The 18,883-nt window shown below is 52.1% G+C and carries 21 protein-coding genes; 9 read left to right on the top strand and 12 right to left on the bottom strand.

The features are described 5' to 3' along the window. Positions 1-278 precede the first annotated feature (278 nt). The 3 genes from NUW46_RS19960 to NUW46_RS19970 all read right to left on the bottom strand — a co-directional run bounded on the left by NUW46_RS19960 (position 279) and on the right by NUW46_RS19970 (position 1,564). Positions 279-455 (bottom strand): hypothetical protein, encoded by a 177-nt coding sequence (locus tag NUW46_RS19960; protein WP_228210962.1) that lies wholly within the window; start codon positions 453-455, stop codon positions 279-281. Between the two features lie 310 nt (positions 456-765). Then, positions 766-1,113 (bottom strand): hypothetical protein, encoded by a 348-nt coding sequence (locus tag NUW46_RS19965; protein ID WP_418142092.1) that lies wholly within the window; start codon positions 1,111-1,113, stop codon positions 766-768. 127 nt (positions 1,114-1,240) lie between these two features. Further along, on the bottom strand, positions 1,241-1,564 hold the full coding sequence (locus NUW46_RS19970) for a DUF1778 domain-containing protein (protein ID WP_104272348.1): 324 nt from the start codon (positions 1,562-1,564) through the stop codon (positions 1,241-1,243). A gap of 348 nt (positions 1,565-1,912) precedes the next feature. Between NUW46_RS19970 and NUW46_RS19975 the strand changes: the two genes are divergently transcribed. Next, entirely contained in the window at positions 1,913-2,878 is a 966-nt protein-coding gene (locus NUW46_RS19975) for a DNA-binding protein (RefSeq protein WP_418142093.1), read from the top strand. A 362-nt stretch (positions 2,879-3,240) separates the two neighbouring features. After that, complete coding sequence (locus tag NUW46_RS19980) at positions 3,241-3,585, top strand: HNH endonuclease family protein (RefSeq protein ID WP_228715214.1); 345 nt, start codon at positions 3,241-3,243, stop codon at positions 3,583-3,585. Positions 3,586-3,618: 33 nt separating this feature from the next. Here the strand turns inward: NUW46_RS19980 and NUW46_RS19985 are convergent, their stop codons facing one another. From NUW46_RS19985 to NUW46_RS20000, 4 genes are read right to left on the bottom strand one after another with little or no spacing between them, the layout of a single operon-like run. After that, the gene (locus tag NUW46_RS19985; RefSeq protein WP_153634929.1) at positions 3,619-4,224 is read right to left on the bottom strand and encodes a hypothetical protein; all 606 of its coding nucleotides are present in this window, start codon (positions 4,222-4,224) and stop codon (positions 3,619-3,621) included. Further along, positions 4,221-4,634 carry a hypothetical protein gene (locus NUW46_RS19990; RefSeq protein WP_091643549.1) on the bottom strand — a complete coding sequence of 138 codons (414 nt, stop codon included), beginning with the start codon at positions 4,632-4,634 and terminating at the stop codon, positions 4,221-4,223. Before NUW46_RS19990 ends, NUW46_RS19985 begins: the two co-directional genes overlap by 4 nt. Next, positions 4,631-5,584, bottom strand: coding sequence for a ParB/RepB/Spo0J family partition protein (locus NUW46_RS19995; protein WP_418142094.1), 954 nt, complete (start codon positions 5,582-5,584; stop codon positions 4,631-4,633). Before NUW46_RS19995 ends, NUW46_RS19990 begins: the two co-directional genes overlap by 4 nt. Then, the gene (locus NUW46_RS20000) at positions 5,581-6,297 is read right to left on the bottom strand and encodes an AAA family ATPase (RefSeq protein ID WP_099620033.1); all 717 of its coding nucleotides are present in this window, start codon (positions 6,295-6,297) and stop codon (positions 5,581-5,583) included. Before NUW46_RS20000 ends, NUW46_RS19995 begins: the two co-directional genes overlap by 4 nt. 156 nt (positions 6,298-6,453) lie before the next feature. On the opposite strand from NUW46_RS20000, the gene NUW46_RS20005 reads away from it, so the two are divergent. The 5 genes from NUW46_RS20005 to NUW46_RS20025 all read left to right on the top strand — a co-directional run bounded on the left by NUW46_RS20005 (position 6,454) and on the right by NUW46_RS20025 (position 8,206). Then, positions 6,454-6,657, top strand: a complete 204-nt coding sequence (locus NUW46_RS20005) for a hypothetical protein (RefSeq protein ID WP_091643540.1) — start codon at positions 6,454-6,456, stop codon at positions 6,655-6,657. Between the two features lie 134 nt (positions 6,658-6,791). Further along, positions 6,792-6,941 (top strand): hypothetical protein, encoded by a 150-nt coding sequence (locus NUW46_RS20010; RefSeq protein WP_153634927.1) that lies wholly within the window; start codon positions 6,792-6,794, stop codon positions 6,939-6,941. A 5-nt stretch (positions 6,942-6,946) separates the two neighbouring features. Next, on the top strand, positions 6,947-7,306 hold the full coding sequence (locus NUW46_RS20015; protein ID WP_228210957.1) for a hypothetical protein: 360 nt from the start codon (positions 6,947-6,949) through the stop codon (positions 7,304-7,306). Positions 7,307-7,332: 26 nt separating this feature from the next. Further along, a complete protein-coding gene (locus tag NUW46_RS20020; protein WP_418142095.1) occupies positions 7,333-7,743 on the top strand; it encodes a hypothetical protein in 411 nt (136 codons plus the stop codon). A 100-nt stretch (positions 7,744-7,843) separates the two neighbouring features. Then, positions 7,844-8,206: a hypothetical protein gene (locus NUW46_RS20025; RefSeq protein ID WP_418142096.1), complete on the top strand. Its 363-nt coding sequence runs from the start codon at positions 7,844-7,846 to the stop codon at positions 8,204-8,206. 362 nt (positions 8,207-8,568) lie between these two features. Here the strand turns inward: NUW46_RS20025 and pcaF are convergent, their stop codons facing one another. The 5 genes from pcaF to NUW46_RS20050 form a co-directional block, all read right to left on the bottom strand. Next, complete coding sequence (pcaF, locus tag NUW46_RS20030; protein ID WP_069183797.1) at positions 8,569-9,771, bottom strand: 3-oxoadipyl-CoA thiolase; 1,203 nt, start codon at positions 9,769-9,771, stop codon at positions 8,569-8,571. Between the two features lie 41 nt (positions 9,772-9,812). After that, on the bottom strand, positions 9,813-11,912 hold the full coding sequence (locus NUW46_RS20035) for a 3-hydroxyacyl-CoA dehydrogenase NAD-binding domain-containing protein (RefSeq protein ID WP_069183796.1): 2,100 nt from the start codon (positions 11,910-11,912) through the stop codon (positions 9,813-9,815). Positions 11,913-11,993: 81 nt separating this feature from the next. Next, positions 11,994-13,217: a CaiB/BaiF CoA transferase family protein gene (locus NUW46_RS20040; RefSeq protein ID WP_069183795.1), complete on the bottom strand. Its 1,224-nt coding sequence runs from the start codon at positions 13,215-13,217 to the stop codon at positions 11,994-11,996. A 14-nt stretch (positions 13,218-13,231) separates the two neighbouring features. After that, positions 13,232-14,392, bottom strand: coding sequence for an acyl-CoA dehydrogenase family protein (locus tag NUW46_RS20045; RefSeq protein ID WP_069183794.1), 1,161 nt, complete (start codon positions 14,390-14,392; stop codon positions 13,232-13,234). 294 nt (positions 14,393-14,686) lie between these two features. Beyond that, a complete protein-coding gene (locus NUW46_RS20050; RefSeq protein WP_069183793.1) occupies positions 14,687-15,769 on the bottom strand; it encodes an alcohol dehydrogenase in 1,083 nt (360 codons plus the stop codon). A gap of 425 nt (positions 15,770-16,194) precedes the next feature. On the opposite strand from NUW46_RS20050, the gene NUW46_RS20055 reads away from it, so the two are divergent. Next, positions 16,195-17,097: an alpha/beta hydrolase gene (locus tag NUW46_RS20055; protein ID WP_069183792.1), complete on the top strand. Its 903-nt coding sequence runs from the start codon at positions 16,195-16,197 to the stop codon at positions 17,095-17,097. 115 nt (positions 17,098-17,212) lie between these two features. Further along, a complete protein-coding gene (locus NUW46_RS20060) occupies positions 17,213-18,835 on the top strand; it encodes a flavin-containing monooxygenase (protein WP_069183838.1) in 1,623 nt (540 codons plus the stop codon). The last annotated feature ends 48 nt before the right edge of the window (positions 18,836-18,883 follow it).

Below are 18,883 nucleotides of genomic sequence, written 5' to 3' on the forward strand. Positions count from 1 at the left end.
ATCATTCGGTTGCCGAAATCCTGGTTGAGCCCGTCATTAAGTTGCCTTTAGCTATTTTTTGAGGCCGCCGAACCGTCATCGAGTTGCTTTTAGTCAGCATCGAGGCCTGAGTGGCGTGCCGCCCGTCATTCGGTTGCCTTTAATTGGGGCCTGGTGAAGCGGTTCTTACCGTCATTCGGTTGCTTTTGATGGTTGCGATCGGCACCGGGTTAGAGGGATATCGGCTCTGACACGAAAGATCCCGTCATTGAGTTGCCTTTTAACCCGAGAAACTTCATTTAGGTTGCCGAATGACCGCGTTTTCTGGCCTCAAGACTGCCGTCATCTGGTTGCCCTTGGTGAATGTTCTCTGCCAACTTGTGGAAAACGTAGCTTTTTTCCTGACCATCGTTGGGTTGTGGGTGACCGTCTTTAAGTTGCTCTAAGAATTCTTGAGAGTGGCTTTCTACCGTCATTGAGTTGCCTTAGACCGTCTCAAAGATGCTGAGTCTTCATGTGAGTTGCCCTAATCGTTCTACCTTGTTGTTTTGGCGTTATTTTTCAGCTCCGAAACAAACATAACTATAGAAACATGAAATAGTGCAAACATGGCTTATGGACTTCTATCTCTGATACAGGCACACCAGTGACCGGCAACCTGGATGATGCCGTTGTAACTGCTGCCCCGATCTCCAGGGCCCCGTTAGCTGGAGCGCATTGCCTTTCAAAGATGGATTCTCTCTAAAGGCAATACGGTCTGCAGACCAGTGATAAGCGACGAGCGACCTACGCCATGCCTGCAATGAAGTTGCATACGCCTATCGGGAGCCACAGCTTCAGGCCGGTCTCATCGATGATCTCAAGGTCGTCACCTGCCCTATCAAGGTAAAACGCTTTGGCATCCAGGTCCTTGGCATCAATAACCAAGCCTACGCCACCTACGGCATCTGAAATCTCAGCTGCGGTAATGATCGAGTAGGTAAAAAGACGTTTACCGCACCCCTGACCCTTGTACCGGATATCCACGGCCATTTTGGCGAGCAACAGAGCGGGTACCGGACTCTTAAGTTTACGACCGGCAAAGCACTCATCTGGAATGTCGATTGTGGTGGGAGTCAGCGTCACAAAACCCATGACCCTATTTGAGTCTCTTGGATCTTCCAGGACAAATGTCCTTGTCATCCTTTTGGAGTCGGATGACCGCGCGCTGTTAGCTAAATAGTTATTCAGTTGTTCATTACCGCAGTCAAAATCTCTGCGGTTATGCCTCTTCTGAATCGGTGTAAGTTTCGCTCGCATCTATCGTTTCCCTGTAATCGAGCGCGTCCTGAATGAGCTTGCTTGACTTAGGTTTCCGAGGTCTTTGATCCATCAGACTCAGCATTCGGTTACCGGTCTCAACGGTCACCTTGATGCGTGTCATCTGTTCAATAACCTTATCTGCCCTGTCCATGGATGACTCAATCACAAATTGTGACAAGGTCACTCCACTGAGCTCAGCAGCTTGCGCTATGTGTTTTTGGATCTCCGGACTGACTCGCGCAACAAGGCGCGGATCAGCAGATCCGTTTCCCAGCTTGGTCATGATTGGCTCCTAGTATTTATCGTTGGCTGGCTCAGGCGACCCTGTTTTAAAGCCCAGGTTTGGCAAGTGCGTGCGACGAAATACAACCTGTTTCCTCTAACTGTAGCCAGCATCATTACTCTACTCTGCCCTTGCTCAAAAATCAATCTGTGTGACGCTTAGGCACACAAGCAGTGCGCTGCGTTCAATTTGATTGCTGCGGATTGATCTGTGCGCCCAAGATGTGCTCCATCGAAAACATCGTGGCTTTTTGGCTTTAATTTATTTCTTTATTTGTTTTTTTGTTTGTTTGTTTATTTCTTATAAAGCGCTATACTTGATGCATATCCCTACTAGTTCGAGGTTCATATGCGCCCTGCGGAATTTGAAGACGAGCAAATCATCGAAGCAGCGAAGCGGTTATTAGGCGCCGGTCGGCGAGTAACCGGTTTTGCCTTGAGAAAGGAAATCGGGGGCGGCAACCCGTCGCGATTGGTGAGGGTTTGGGAGGACTACCGCCAGAGCCAGGAGGTTGTTGAAAGCGAGCCCGTCCAGGATCTGCCTGTTGAGGTTGAAGAAGCACTGAATGAAATGACCAGCTCATTCCTGGATCAGGTCAGAACACTTGCGATCAATCTTAACAACCGTGCTGTTAAAACCGCAGAGCGCCGGGTAGCCGATGTCATGAAGTCGGCCAAGGAGCAACAACAAAGCGCGGAAGCAGAGCTGATTGATGCCACAGCAGCCTTTGACGAGCTAGAAGGGCAAGTGCAAAGCCTTCAGGAAGCGCTTGAAGGCACGAGAAAGGAGCTTCAGTCCGTCAATGATGACCGGAAAGAGCTCGGCAACAAACTGGTAAAGCTGGAAAAGGATCTTGCTGTTTCGGAACAGAAGTTAAGCAAAGAGCAAGAAAAGGCCAGTGATTTGAAGGGTGAGGTTGCAGGTCTCAAAAAAGCTAATGAGAGCCTGGAGAGCGACAAAGCTGATCTTCGAAAACAGCGGGATGGTTGGGCGACGATAGTAGAAAGCCGTGAGGAAGAGGCAGCAAAGCTGAGTCATCAGTTGTCGGAGGCTCAAGGGATGCTGCGTGAGCTTGAGGCTGAAAAGAAAGCGATCGCCGCACAATCGGAAGAACGAAAGAAGGAGCGTGACGAAGCCCGCTCCGCCCAGAAGGAGGCCGAGAGACTAGTCACCCAACTGGAAACCCGGCTGGCAGCCAACGAAACCCAGAACAAAGAGACCAAAGAGGAAGTGCAAGAGTCTCAAAAGCCAGGAAATGAATCTCGGTCACCAGAAAAGGCCTCGGATCCAAGAAAGAAGGGAGGTAAATCGTGATTGGGTGCCGACCTGCATGGCTACTGATCTTAGTTTTATCGGCTCTGCCTTTGGTTGGGGCAGCCGATGTGATCAAAAAGTCCGGGTCGGGTATTTGCCATGATCCACAGAGCCCTTGGTACGAGGTTGTTAAAAACTACCAGGGATTCCGGACCCTCAAGGCGTGTACGCAGTCTGGTGGTCGCCTGCCCAAGGGAGCCAGTGCTACTCCGGAAGAAATCAAAGCCCAGGTTTACAGTCGTGCTCACTATGGAAACGGGTGGGCGGATGACGATGGTGATTGCCAAAATACCCGCCACGAACTCTTGGTAGAGCGCTCTACCGCGCCAGTTCGATTTAAGGACGAATCCAAATGCACTGTCGTGTTTGGGCGTTGGATAAGCCCGTTCACCAATCAGGTCATTCAGGATGCGCGCCAGCTAGATGCCGATCACCTGGTCCCGCTTTCATGGAGTTGGCAAAGAGGTGCCTCGGAATGGTCCGTTGAAAAACGAGAGGCTTTTGCCAACGATCCGTCTAATGTGCTTATCGTAGAATCCTCCCTCAATCGATCAAAGTCCGATAAGGGGCCGGACGAGTGGTTGCCGCCAGAGGGCCGGTGTGGCTATACGGCGAGATTCACGAGGATCGTATTGAAATATCGACTACAGCCAAAGCCTGATGAGAGCGCCAGAATTAAAGAAATCTTGGAACAGTGTCGAGGGTAGCAATGGGGTCGACAATCAATGTCGACCCCCTATTTATGCACTGGCTTTCACTGCTTTTAATTCAGAAATGAATTGCTCTACCCGATCTGCATCCTCATTGTTGAGAATCGCGAAAACAGGACGCTTCTGGGCCCCCTCTTTCACGGTGGCGCTTGCAAATTCGTGCTCGTAATCTTTCACCTGCTTTGCGACAGTTTTCGGGATTTGCACCGTGATCGTCTCCAGATCCGGCGCGTCATCCAGGATGCCAAGAAACAAAGCCTTTTCCTTGGCTTTGGTCACCCCGATGTTCACTTGTTGCCGTGACATTCCAAGTAAACGGCCGACTTGGGACATGCCATAGCCGTCAACCAGGACAAGCGACAACGCCATGAAAACCCAATACTTGATGTATCGAAACTCTGTGGTGATCGACACAAGCTGCAATTGAGTGAACATCGGTTGTTCGGTCGGTGCCACAGCGTGCTTGAACAGATCCACAAGGACCTGATAATCCCTCTCTGCATTTGGAGCGTCTCGCTCAAACACTTCCAGAGTTGGTACGCCTTCAACTAGAACGCGGTAAGCGCGATCTTTCAGTTCCGGAGAAGGCTTTACAGCCCTTACTGCCTTGGCGAAGGATTGAGGATGAATATTCATTGACCTAACCCCGCGTATGTCTGAACAGCTGCCCGTTGTGTGTCGGATAAGGGGATAGAGCTCAGAAACTCCGTGAAGGCTTGCTCATCGGATAATTCCTGCCGTTCGGAACGCCAGGTCTTCCAAGTTGCGATGGCCTGGTCGTCATCGGTTGGCTCAAATCCGTTATCCAGTGCCAAATCGAGTGCGGCCGCGTATGCCCATTTCGGAACGATCCGGGTGCCGTCAGCCCAGGATCGGAGGTGTTTGCCTCTCAAACTGTCCCTCTCAGCACCGTAACGGACTCTGCCGATATCGAGAATGCGTTGAGCGGTGACATCGTGGCTTTCCTGTGGCCCGAAAACCGCCAAAACGTGCGCAAAGAACACGCGGCCATCCCCTACCCTCTGTTTTTTGGTTTCATCGCTCATAATTTACCGCCAAACAGCGCTTCGCCGATTTTCTCCCAGTCTTTCTTCCAGCTTCTTGGGACTTTGAAGCGCATGGCGTTGCCTTTCCCATCTTCAATTTCCAACACGCCCTTTTCGGCCACATTCACTTTCTTGGCCGAGAACGTCATTGGTTTCGGCGTCTGGGGTTCTTGCTCTTTCTTTGCAGGTTTGGACCCTGGTACTTCCCTGCCCTCTTTAAGCGCTTTTACCCTGGCGGCGTACTTCTGTTCAGCCCCGGATGAAATTTGGCCAGCTTCAAGGATTTTCTCGGCTTCGGCCGCGGCGTATTCCTGATCGAGTTTCCATAATTCAACCAGGCTGCCAAGGGTGTTCAGGTTGGTCAGCGCTTCAGCGCGAACCAGCATCTGGATTTCTTCGGGACCGTTGAAAATCTTCAGGCGTTTGCTGAGATCGGTTTTCGAGAGATCCAAGTCTTCTGCGGCCTCGCCCTGCTTTTTCCCGGACAGTTCCACATACCGTGCACAGGCTTTGATGTCTTCCCAGGGTGTCAGAGGGCGTCGATCATCGTTGTCAGACTTCTGCTTCCGAAGAATTTCTGCCTGCTCTGGGGCGGTAAGCTCCGCCGGCTCATACTCATAAACAATGGCGTCGATATATTCCCAGCCGGCTTTTTGGGCAGCTTTCCAGCGGTTTTCGCCGTTGCGGATCTTGTATTGATTAGGTCCGGTCATCACTACGGTAATGGGTTGATGCTGCCCGTCCTTTTGGAGCTTGCGCGCTAGAGAATCAATGAAATTAGGATCGAACGTTTCGCGCGGTTGGTTAGGATCCGGGGTGATAGATGAGATCAATACACGGCAAAGTTCCCCAGTCGCGGCAATAACGACGGGTTTGCTAGTATCCCTGGTCTCAGTGGATTCTTTTCTGCCGCCACCCAAAGCGGCTTTGAGGCCTGCCTTTTTGCTCATGCCTTGCCCTCATCCAGGTCCTTCAGAATTTCGTCGGCCAAGTCTCGGATGTCGTTTGCAGACTCCGATCGCTTGGCATAGTCAACGATGCCCTGGCCGTAGGCGTGGGCTTTCTTGAACTCTTCAGAGCGACGAATGGTTGTCTTGAAAACTGGGTAGGGGTAGTCCTCCCCGAATAACTCCAAGGCCATCCTGGTTAAATCTTCATTGGCGCGGGTACTGGTCAACAAAACCCGGAAAAACGGAGCTCCATCGCGAAACTCTTGAATCTTGCTGAGTGATTCCACGCAGATCTCTGTTGCGCGGAAGTCTGCGGGTGCGGGCTGCAGAGGAACAATGACGTAGTCTGCCATAGCCATAACAGCGCTATTGATCTTGCTGGCTTTCCCGTCTTCTTCATCGTCCATATCGACAATGATGCCTGCGGTGTCAATCAAGATGATGTCGTTGGAACCTTCATAGGCTTTGATGTTGACCTTGATCATCGGGTCATACATTCCAACCACCGGTACTTTGGCGTTATCACCCGCCAAACTTTGCCAGTGGACACAACCACCTTCTTTCTCGGTGTCAGCGATCACCGTGGAGTACCCGCGATTCACGAATTCACAGGCCAGGTTAATAGTGGTGTTGGTCTTGCCGACGCCACCTTTTCGGTTGATTACTGCAATTTTGATGGGGCGTTTGAGCTTAGGGGCAAAGGGCTTCGCCATTGGGTAGGTCCTTCTGTTAGGTCGCCACGAGTACCGGCGAACGTGAGTAATGGCTCATCCTACCGGTTTTTTTGTCAAACTTTCAACAAAAATACTTTGACTCGAATCAAATAGCGCCATCTAATATAGAACTATATGAAAATGGAGAGTTTCGAGATGGATCTGGTGACGCGAAACGGATTGTGGTGTGTTGTATTCGAAGGCGATTTGGGCGAACAGTTTCAGAAGACTTTTGGCTCCAATGTGGTTCCCCTACCCATCGAGTCGTCTGTTCCAAAGAGCCAGGCGCTTGAGCATCTGGAAAGACATAAAGATTCTTTGAGCATGGATTATCTGTTTCCGGCCGGAAACTCCAGGTGACGGCTATTGTTGTTCTGAAAGATAATCTAATCTTTTTTGGCTTGAAAGATATACCAAAAGGTTGACAAAGAAAGGCGATAAAGTTACGCTTAAATGGCATTCAAATTGGTTTACCGCAAAGCGAGGTAAGTTAGATGGAAAAGGTAAAAAGGGGTCAGACGGTCCGGTTGGGTCGAGTGCTGGCCAAGGTTAAGCGGGTCTATAAAAACACCCTGGTTATTGAGACACGAGGCGGTCGTCTGAGAGTGGCCAGGGAAGATGTCGATATGGCATGGGGGGCGTGAAAGTGATGGCCGAAAAATTCGTAAATCTACACCAGCGTCGGCTCGTGCTTATAGAGACGATGGGCAACCTCGATGAAGAAAAGCGCCGCCTGAAAGCGCGGATGTCGAGCGCAACAGACGAAGCAAAGCGGCGAATTGGGAATGAGATCGAAGAGCTTCAGCAACAGCGCGAAGCAGCACGGCTAGAGCTGGCAGAGATAAATCAGGCCATCAAAGCCAGTAAAGCGGTGAAGCACCGCGGAGGCGCCGATGTCTCCGTTTCGCAAGTGTTTGTTGAGCTCGCTCGAAGACATCTTGAGAAAGAAGACTTCGACTACTTGTATCAGCAGTCCCTGCAAGCCGCCAACTGCGCGAGCGATCTCTAATACCCTTCTGATTCGAGGAAAACCCTATGCCACAAGTAAATGTTATCGACCGCCCTACCCTGAAAAACGTCATTCGTCCAGCACTGGACGCGAAATTGGCCGAGCTTTCAAAAGAGCTTGGGCTGCAAATTACTTCGGGAAGTGCCACGTACGGTGATGCCACTGGCAGTTTTAAGCTGAATCTTGCGACCATCTGTGAAGACGGCGCCGTAATGACGCAAGAGCGACAGGCTTTCCTGGACCTCCATGAGCTTTATGGTCTGCCCGAGAGTGCACTGGACGCCGAGATCACTTTGTCAGGGCTTCGGCTCCGTATAGCCGGCATTCGGACCAAGGCGCCCAAAAATAACATCCTGTTGACCAGTCTCGATGGCAGCGGGAATCGTTTTGCTCCACTGAGTCTTGTAAAGGCAGCGTTGAAGCGCTCACAGGGCTGAAATGGAAGTTAGTAATGCGGGTCCGTGTTGACCCGCATTTTTTTCATACCTGTTCCCCATGGAATCAGGGCGTCAGAAACCAAAGGAAGGGGATTACACAATGCACACGATGAAGCGGCTCGCCCGAGACCGATTTTTAAGGTTCGCTGCGCTAACTCTGTCCAATCATGAAGAGGGCGCTATTTCGCTGAGTGATGCTGCGCGGTTGATTGAATCCCATGGGGACGGGATGGCCGAGGCGTTTGGCGCAGTGGAACAGTTCGAATTCGTGAAAGTGGTTGAGGAGACCAGAGCAGACGTAAAGCTTTTCCTCGAAACCCAACATGGCGTCTTCGACTATCAGTGGCTGATCATGAGCGAGCGGACGGTTAGCCGATTTCAGCAGCTCGTGAATGAGCTGCCAAAGTTTAGAAGCCTGCGGTACCGAAGCCTCCAGGAGCGCGTTGGAAGATCCCTGATCTGATCTTCGGGCTCCGTCTTCAGAGCCCCTACCCTACCCGCTTCTGGTGATGAGACCATAAGTTGACCACAGTTTGGCGCCATAAATTGGCCGCTCTGGTCGCAAAGCGAACATTCGGATTTTGGACAATGTCAGCATTGACCGACGCCCGAGCGATACCGGAGGGAAGAAAAAGCAGTATGGTTTTGCTTCCCTGTTCGCCGCCCTATTAAATGGTTATTCGGTAGTATTGGCCAGGCTCTCCATCCTTATAACCAATTTGCTTGGCTCCCTGTGATTGACCGCTTCCTCAGTGGTCAATCATAGGCTAGGCGTGTCCAGTACACCGAGGCCCCAAATTATAAGGATTCCAAGGGAATATCATCTCAAACTCGTTCGATGAGAGTGGCTATACCTTGGCCCACACCCACACACATGGTGCACAGGGCGTAACGGCCACCGGTGCGCTGCAGTTGGTGGGCGGCGGTCATCAGCAGGCGGGCGCCAGACATGCCCAGCGGGTGGCCAAGCGCAATGGCGCCGCCGTTCGGGTTCACCCGGGGATCGTCATCAGCAATGCCGAGCTCACGCAGGACCGCCAGGCCCTGGGCGGCAAAGGCTTCGTTCAGCTCGATGACGTCAATGTCGGCGATGCTGATGTTCTGCCTCTCTAGCAGCTTCTGAACCGCCGGTACCGGGCCGATACCCATGATGCGGGGCTCTACGCCGGCAGTAGCCATACCGAGGATTTTTGCCATGGGCTTGAGGCCCTGCTGTTTTACCGCGGTTTCACTGGCAACCAGCATGGCGGCGGCGCCATCGTTGACGCCGGAGGCGTTACCGGCGGTCACGCTGCCATTCTCACGGAAGGGCGTGGGCAGGGCAGCAAGTTTCTCCAGCGTACTTTCGCGGGGATGCTCGTCGGTGTCGAATACCACTGGGTCCTGTTTGCGGCGGGGGATGGACACCGGCACGATTTCCTCGGCAAACACGCCCTCTTGCTGTGCTCGGGCCGTCTTCTGCTGGGAACGGAAGGCGAACAGATCCTGATCTTCCCTGGAAATGCTGAATTGTTCCGCGACGTTCTCGGCTGTTTCTGGCATGGAGTCGATGCCGTACTGCTGCTTCATCAACGGGTTCACGAAACGCCAGCCGATGGTGGTGTCTTCAATTTTCTGGCTTCTTGAGAACGCGCTGTCGGCCTTGCCCATCACGAAGGGCGCGCGGGACATGGACTCCACTCCGCCGGCCAGTACGAGATCCATTTCTCCAGCACGAATGGCGCGGAACGCGGTGCCCACCGCGTCCATACCGGAGCCGCACAGCCGGTTTAGGGTGGTACCGGGTACGGAGGTGGGCAAACCAGCCAGCAGGGCAGACATCCTTGCCACGTTGCGGTTGTCTTCACCGGCCTGGTTGGCGGAGCCCATCATGACCTCGTCGATAGCAGCGGGGTCCAGTTCCGGAGACTGCTCGAGCACGGCCTTGAAGATGTGGGCTGCGAGGTCATCAGGGCGCATGCTGGCAAGGGTGCCGCCGAAGCGGCCGATGGCCGAGCGGCGGGGATGGCAGATGAATACATTTGTCATGATAATACTCTTTGTTTAAGTTTTGAGAGCTGAATGCCAGATTAACCGTTAACGCCAATCCAATCGTTCAAGGTCAGGTCCTCGGCAACCAGTTTCTTGAGAAGAGTTGCTGGGGCCCAATAGGGTTCTCCGGTATCCTCATACAGCCTTTCAATTTCCTTTAGAACATTGACCAATCCACGCTGTCCCGCATAGAACATCGGACCGCCACGGTAAGCGGGAAATCCATAGCCATGAACATAAACCACATCAATGTCACCGGCCCGCTGGGCAATTCCCTCATCAAGTATGCGGAACCCTTCGTTTATCAATGCCAGTAGGTGCCGGTTCAAAATCTCCTCATCCGACAGCGCCCGTCGCTGTACGCCGTACTTCCTGGCTTGCTCTCTAATCACATCCAGAACAACCGGATCGGTTGAGCGCGCTCGCGTTTCCGGATCATACTTGTAATATCCCGCCCCAGCCTTCTGTCCAAGTCGACCAAGCTCAACCAAGGCATCGGCGATACAGTAGCTCCGCGGGTCCCCCTTCTGCTTTTCGGTCAATGCCTGACGGGCCTTATACCCAATGTCCAACCCAGCCAGATCACCTACCGACAGTGGCCCCATCGCCATACCAAAGTTCATAAGCACGCTATCGATTTGGGCAGGCTCCGCGCCTTCGATCATGCACAACTGGGCCTCCCTCGCATACTGTCTGAGCATCCGGTTGCCGATAAAGCCATAACACACACCAGCCAGCACCGGCACCTTTCCTATACGTTTGCCCAGAGCCATAGCGGTCGCGACAACCTCATCGGAAGTACTCTCTGCTTTGACGACCTCCAGCAAACGCATAACATTGGCGGGACTAAAGAAATGCAGGCCAACAACATCCTGTGGCCGGGAAGTCGAAGCAGCAATTTCGTTTACATCAAGGTAAGAAGTATTCGTTGCAAGAATGGCCCCTTGCTTGCACACCTCATCCAGACGACTGAAAACCTGCCTTTTTACATCCATACTCTCGAAGACCGCTTCAATTACGAGGTCGACATCGGCCAATTTCCCGTAATCAACAGCGCCGGTAATGAGGGCTTCTCGCTCCATGGCTTGGTGTTCCGAAAGCTTTCCCTTGCTCACGCTCACGCCGTAGTTCTTACCAATCAGCGCAATTCCCTTTTCCAGCCCTTCCTCACTGGAGTCCAACAAAGTTACAGGGATGCCTGCATTGGCAAATGACATGGCAATGCCGCCACCCATGGTGCCAGCACCAATAATACCGATCCTCTGAACGACACGGGGAGTAACAGACTTATCGATTCCGGGTACCCTTGGTGCCTGCCGTTCCGCAAAGAAAATATGCCTTAACGCAGCCGACTGCTCAGATTTGACACATTCCATGAAGCGGGAACGTTCGAAAGCCAGCCCTTCTTTAAACGGCATTCCCATCGCCGCCTCAACACAACTCACTATTTTCTGTGGTGCTTCCTGGCCTCTCTTGCGCTTATTCAGTTGGCCTCGATAACTCTCGAAGGAGTCTTTATCGAAGCTGTCATTCGGGATGGAGAGATCGCGGATCTGCCTCGGGCGCGCCCCTTCAGTGATGAGTTCTCGGGCATATTCCATGGCACAACGAGTAAGATCGCCGTCAAAAACCCGATCAAGAACACCAAGATCCAGAGCTTCCGTCGCATTGATTTTTTTACCGGTTGTCATCATATCCAGAGCAGCTTTTACCCCTATCAGTCGAGGTAAACGCTGGGTTCCACCCGCGCCGGGCAGTAGCCCCAAGGTAACTTCCGGGAGACCGACGGAAGCTGATGTTAATGCACACCGGTAGTGACAGCTCAAAGCCAGCTCAAACCCGCCCCCCAATGCGGTTCCATGTATAGCGGCGATAACAGGCTTGGTTAAAGATTCAAGAGCCGCGTTCACCTGAGGCAGCGTCGGCTCCTGCATCGGTTTGCCAAATTCATTGATATCCGCACCTGCGATAAATGTACGCCCCTCGCACACGACAACAATTGCTTTCGTGCCGTCACCCTGCGCCAACTTTACCGCGTCGCAAATGCCCTCGCGCACACCCTGGGACAATGCATTTACAGGGGGATTATCGATGCGGATAACACCGAGATCATCAAGTTGTTGATAAGAGACCAACATATGTGGGACGTTCCTCTATTGAAAGGTGGAGTCGAAATCTGAACAGTTAACTCAGGTGGGATTGAGGTTAACGGGCGGGAGTCAGACGACTCCACGGGCCTGAAGATTCCGGATTTCTTCTGCTGATTTGCCGAGAGCTCTCTCAAGAATTGCGACCGTATCCTCCCCAAGTGACGGCGGTGCCTTTTCGTAACGCTGCGGGGTTTTGGAAAACTTGATCGGATTCGCAACTCCCGGAACCTTACCAAGAAGCGGATGTTCCAATTCCAGCTTCATGTTCCGAGCCTTGACCTGCGGATCTTCAAAAACTTCTGCAATATTCTGAATGGGACCGCACGGCACTTGTACTTTACCGAGGCAATCCATCCACTCCCGACTAGTCCTCAAGCGGGTGTACTCACACAGCTTTCCGACAAGCTCCTGTCGATGAACAACCCGCTCCGGATTTGTTGCAAACCGTGGATCCCTCGGCAGTTCTTCGCATCCCATGACGCCACAAAGACGATGGAACTGGGCATCATTACCAACGGCAATGATTACCTGGCCGTCTTTGGTGGGAAACGGCTGGTAGGGTGCAAGATTAGGATGATATTCACCCGTTCGTCCGGGGACACTGCCGCTACAAAAGTAATTCAGAGCCTGGTTCGCCAGCCAACTTACCTGGACGTCCAGTAGGGCCATATCAATATGCTGCCCCTCACCTGTTTTGTTGCGGTGATGAATAGCGGCAAGAACGGCGATCGCTGCATTCATCCCGGTGGTCAAATCAGCCACCGCCATACCCACGCGCTGCGGCCCCGCCCCGGGTTTTCCATCCGCCTCACCGGTGATACTCATTAGCCCTGACTGAGCCTGAATCAGGTAATCGTAGCCTGCGTTATGGGCCATGGGGCCGGTGTGGCCAAACCCTGTGATCGAACAGTAAACAATGCCGGGGTTCAGTGCTGAGAGGTCCCCATAACCTAACCCCTTTTTCTCCAGCCCACCGGTTTTGAAGTTCTCTACCAGAACATCGCAACTTGCGGCTAATTCACGGATCAGCGCCTGGCCCTCTGGCTTACCAATATCGATGGTCACAGAGTACTTGCCACGATTGGCGGAGAGGTAATAAGCCGACTGCTTGGTAGGATTACCGGCCTTGTCCCTAAGCCAGGGAGGGCCCCAATGACGGGTATCATCTCCCTGTTCGGGGCGCTCGACCTTGATGACTTCAGCCCCCAAATCAGCCATGATCTGGGTACACCAAGGGCCGGCCATAACGCGGGACAAATCAAGTACTCGAATTCCTGATAATGGACCAGACATACCAGACTCCTGGATTAGAGTGAGCTTCCAGTGTTGCGAATCATTTGCTTGGCAATGACCAACTGTTGGATTTGGGAAGTGCCTTCGTAAAGCCGGAACAGCCGCACATCCCGGTAGAATCGCTCGACACAATATTCACTGATATAACCGGCGCCACCATGGATCTGCACTGCGCGATCCGCGACACGGCCTACCATTTCGGTGCAGTAGAGCTTGCAGCTGGAAGCATTCATGGACACCGCGGCACCGGAATCATAGGCTCGCGCGGTTTCCTCCACCATGCATTTGCCGGCGTAGTACTCGGTCTGACTGTCAGCCAACATTGCCTGGACCAGCTGAAAGTTGGCGACTTCAGTGCCGAATTGTTTTCTTTGGGTCGAGTAGGCGAGGCTCTCGTCTATCAGCCTTTTGGCTGTACCAACGCTCAGTGCACTTATGTGCAACCGCCCCCTGTCCAGAACCTTCATCGCTGTTTTAAAGCCCTGCCCTTCCTTACCTCCGATCATGGCAGATACCGGCACTCGAACATCTTCGAAGATCACGTCGCAGGTATGAGAACCTTTCTGGCCCATTTTTTTATCGCGCTGCCCCAACGAGATGCCCGGTAAATCCGCGTCCACCAGAAAAGCGGATACACCCCGACTGCCTTCCTCCCGGCTTCCAGTTCTGGCCATCACCGTGAAAACACCCGCCCGAGGCGCGTTAGTTATATAACGTTTGCTGCCATTGATGACGTATTCATCGCCGTCTCGCTTTGCCGTCGTCACGACCGAACCCGCATCGGAACCGGCGTCCGCTTCTGTCAGTGCAAATGAACCAATCAGTTCGCCGGAGGCAAGTTTCGGAAGGTACTTTGCTTTCTGTTCGGGGGTGCCGTCGATGATAATGCCTTGGGAGCCAATGCCTACGTTGGTACCAAACATCGACCTAAACACCGGTGACGTGTACCCCATCTCCTGAATGATGGCCACTTCTTCACTCATGGTCAGCCCAAGGCCACCGAACTCTTCCGGGATTGATAACCCGAAGAGCCCCATCTCTTTCATTTCCTCGATCACCCCTTCGGGTATTTGATCCTCTTCCGCGACCTGCATTTCCAACGGAACCAAGCGACCCCGGACATATCGCCGGACGCTGTCAATAAATTGGTTCAAAGTCTCGTTATCAAGTGGCATCCCGTTCTCCAAAACTTATTAAGTTGTGAATTAAATTAATAATTTATAAACGAAATATCTATTATATGATCAACATATCTTCTATAACTTCTACTGATACCTTTATCTTTGTCCAAAAAAATTAACCACCAACCGGTATAATGGCTATTTATCTTGTGACTATTTTAAAGTTTCATAAAAAAGCCTCGGTAAAACCCAACCGAGGCAAAGGTAGAGACATACTGAAGATTCACGCCTTAATTTAAAACTTGGTCAACGGTTAGCGTTGACCTCAAGTAGCAAGTCTAGGCTCAATTAGTTCTTGAGAATTATTCGTCCGGAAACCTTTCCGTTGGACAGGTCTTCCACGGCAGATTCAGCCCTCTCAAGCGCCCGAATTTCTACGGGAATGTCTAGAAGATCATGTTGATTCGCAAACGTTACCAACTCCTTCATTTCAGCCAGTGTTCCTGTGTAGGAGCCGATTATGGTAACTGCCTTCGTGACCAGGAAAGGAATCGGATAGCGCAGTTCGCCGCCATGTAAACCGATAACGACCAGCTTCCCTCCCTTCTTAAGAACCTTGAGGCCAAACTCAACAGTTTGTTCGTTGCCCACAAAGTCCAGAACAGCCATGCAATTCCCGTCTGCCTCCCGAGTCAACGTGTCAGTCGCATCTAAGCTACGGGGATCGAGGACGACTTTTGCACCGGCCTTCCTGGCAATCTCTCTTTTATCCTCGGAAACATCCACGCCAACAATGTTACTGATTCCGTCGGATCTCAGCGTTCTGATTGCCAATTGGCCAAGCCCACCGCAGCCAATAACAATCACATACTCTTCTTGGTGCAACGGCTGAATTTTCTTGATCGCCGAAAAGGTTGTCAGGCCGGAACAGGCCAACAGAGATGCATTTGCAGGGTTGAGATCGCCAAGATCCACTAGGTAACGCGGATGGGGAACAGTGATGTATTCCGAGTAACCACCGGGTTTAAAAATGCCGAGTGAAGCAGGCTTACCGCACAGATTTTCTTCGCCCCGCTGACAAACAGAACATTCGCCACACCCAATCCATGGATAGATTAACCTCTGCTCGCCGACCGATGCATCGATGGCATCCTCGCCCACGGCCACAATGGTTCCCACAACTTCGTGGCCAAGTGTTACCGGCAGCCTGATTCCACGGTCTCCGAGATTCAGCTTTTTGCCATTGCCAAGGCCGTAATAGCCGTCATGAACATGAACATCACTATGGCAAACGCCGCAGTAATCGACTTTCAGCAAAACCTCATTTCCTTGCGGAACGGGCATCTCATACTTTACAGGTTCCAAGTTTCCCGCGAACTCAGAAAACTCATAACGGATGTATGCTCCGTCAGTCTCAACCTGATTCGACATTGTTATTACTCCCATGGTTCAGATAGGTACCGGTTCGAATAGCACTTATTATGAAACTTGCCCGTACTCGGTACGTCTATCTGGATTATCGGTTTCCTACTTATTCAACTAATAGAAATTCTGTTTGATTATCCCGTTATTTTGCCTTTCTGGATTGAATAGACTTATTTTTCTTTTGTACAAACCTTTGAAGCGAAACCTGTTAATCAACATCAAGACATCTTCGAAATAAAACAACAACCGGGTCATTCTGAAAAAAGCAGGATGCTCCAATATCTGAACAGGAATCTTCAATACTCAGATTTGGCCGGAACTTAATCTGCAGTTGAAAGTCTTCAGCACCAGCGTAATCCGTAAGTCGCAATCTTTTATGTAAGGAGCTGAAAGACGTTGTATTCATCAGCAAAAAACCAAGAGGAAGAACAATGACAATTAGCAAAGAATCCAATGTCTTGCGCGACCTTTATCAGGATTGGACCAATCGCATGACTGCCAATCCTGATCTTTCCATTGAAAACCTGCGCAGCATGTTTGATGAATGGGGCCAGCCTGCTCTGGAACCGGAAAACGTTCGCTATAAGAGCGACCATGTTGGCGGCGTTGAAGCCATCTGGGCATTGCCAGACGGTGCGGATAGCTCACGCGCCATCATTTACACACATGGTGGCGGCTTCGCTGTGGGGTCCGCAGATAGCCACCGTAAAATGGCCGGCCACCTTGCCAAGGCGCTTAAGGTTCAGGCCGTAATTCTCCACTACCGCCGAGCACCGGAACATCCGTTTCCTGCCCAGATTGAGGACGCTGTATCCGCTTACAAAGCGTTGCTGGATCAAGGCTACAAGGCAGACAACCTGATCACCGCAGGCGATAGCGCCGGAGGCAATCTGGCCATTGCCAGCGTGCTCAAGTTCCGTGATCTGGGGCTTCCCCTGCCAGGGGCAGTGATCGCCTATTCTCCGTGGCTCGACATGGCGCTGCGGGGCGCCACTCTGGAATCCAATGCTTCAACCGATGCACTCGTTGGAAAGCCAATCCTGGAAGGCATGGCGGGCATGTTTCTCGGCGACAAAACCGATCCACTCGATCCATTAGCCAATCCGCTGGAAAACGATTTCGACGGTTTCCCGCCGCTTTATATCACCGCTGGAGGCGCCGAAACGCTGCTTAGCGATTCAGAGACCCTTCACGCCAAGGCCAAAGAGCGGGGTGTAAAAACTGTGCTTTCTGTGGTGCCTGGCATGCAGCACGTATTTCCCGCCCTCTCGGGCCGCGCACCGGAAGCAAACGAGGAACTGGATCGTATCGCCGACTGGTATCAGAACCTCTGATACTTCGTCACCCGCGCCGGCAATTGCCGGCGCGGGCATTCCTGAATTAAAAACAAACGAAGAAACGGGGCGCTTCTTGCTCCGGAGATCAATTGTGTTCGAAGAGGAAGCTCACATGAACGAGAAAACCACAAATACAAGAACCGAGACTCCTGATTTTGACGCCGTTGTAGTCGGCGCAGGATTCGGAGGGCTCTATGCCGTTCACAAACTGCGGGATGAACAAGGGCTGAGAGTTCAAGCCTATGACAACGCCAGCGACGTTGGTGGTACCTGGTACTGGAATCGCTACCCTGGCGCGTTATCAGATACCGAGAGCTTCTGCTATCGATTCTCCTTCGACAAGGAGGGATTGGAAAACGCCCGATGGAAGAACCGCTATCTGACGCAGCCCGAAGTTCTGGACTATCTGAACGATGTGGCTGACCGTTACGACCTTCGGCGCAGCTACCAGTTCCACACCAAGGTAACCGCTGCCCATTTCGACGAATCTACCCAACTCTGGCGAGTCTGGACAGACAAAGATCAGATGGTTACCGCAAAATATCTGGTAACCGGCCTGGGCCTTCTGTCAGCAACCAATAAACCGCCTTTCGATGGAATGGACACGTTCAAAGGCGAGATCATCCACACCGGTGCATGGCCTGAAGGAATGGATCTCTCCGGACAGCGAGTTGGCGTTGTCGGCACAGGTTCTACCGGGGTCCAGGTTATCATTGCGATGGCCGAAACGGCAGAACACTTGACCGTATTTCAACGCTCTCCACAGTACGTGGTACCGATTGGAAACTGGCCCGAAAGTGAGGAGAAAATTCAGGAATACAAAGACAACTATGACGCTATCTGGGATCAGGTGAAATCGTCTGCTGTTGCCTTCGGCTTTGAAGAGAGCACAGTGCCTGCCACATCAGTCTCAGAAGAAGAACGTGAACGCGTCTTCGAGGAAATCTGGAACAAAGGCGGTGGCTTCCGGTTCATGTTCGAAACATTTTCGGATATCGCAACAGACCAGGAGGCTAACGACGCTGCAGCAAACTTTATCAAGCGTAAAATTGCTCAGATCGTTAAGGATCCCGAGACCGCCAAGAAACTGATGCCCAGCGATCTCTACGCCAAACGTCCTCTGTGTGGCAATCACTACTACGAGGTATATAACCGCGATAACGTATCCTTGGAAGATGTTAAAGCCGATCCGATTTCAAAGTTCACGGAAAACGGCATTCTTCTTGAAAGCGGCAAGGAGATTGAGCTGGATGCGATCATCTTTGCAACAGGCTTCGATGCCGTTGAAGGAAACTATACGCGGATCGACCTCCAGGGCCGCAATGACGTCACCATTCAGGATAAATGGAAAGACGGCCCCCTGGGCTATTTGGGGGTAATGGAAGCGGATTTCCCGAACTTCTTCATGATTCTGGGCCCGAACGGTCCCTTCACCAACCTTCCTCCAAGCATTGAGACCCAGGTTGAGTGGATTTCCGATGCGATTGCACTGACCGAACGCAACGGCCATAAGACCATCGAACCGAAGCCCGAGGCACAGGAAGCCTGGGTAGAAACCTGCCAATCGATTGCCGATATGACGCTTTTTCCCAAAGCCCAGTCATGGATCTTCGGCGCAAATATACCGGGCAAGAAAAATACCGTCCGTTTCTACATGGCCGGGCTTGGCGCCTACCGGCAAGAGCTTCAGGCCGTCGTTGATGACAACTATTCGACGCTCGAATTCGACAACTGAGCAACGCATGTCCACTACGGAACGGGGCAGTTAAAAAATTGCCCCCTT

The sequence above is a fragment of the Marinobacter sp. MA genome, assembly GCF_048298425.1.
Classification (GTDB): Bacteria; Pseudomonadota; Gammaproteobacteria; order Pseudomonadales; family Oleiphilaceae; genus Marinobacter; species Marinobacter salsuginis.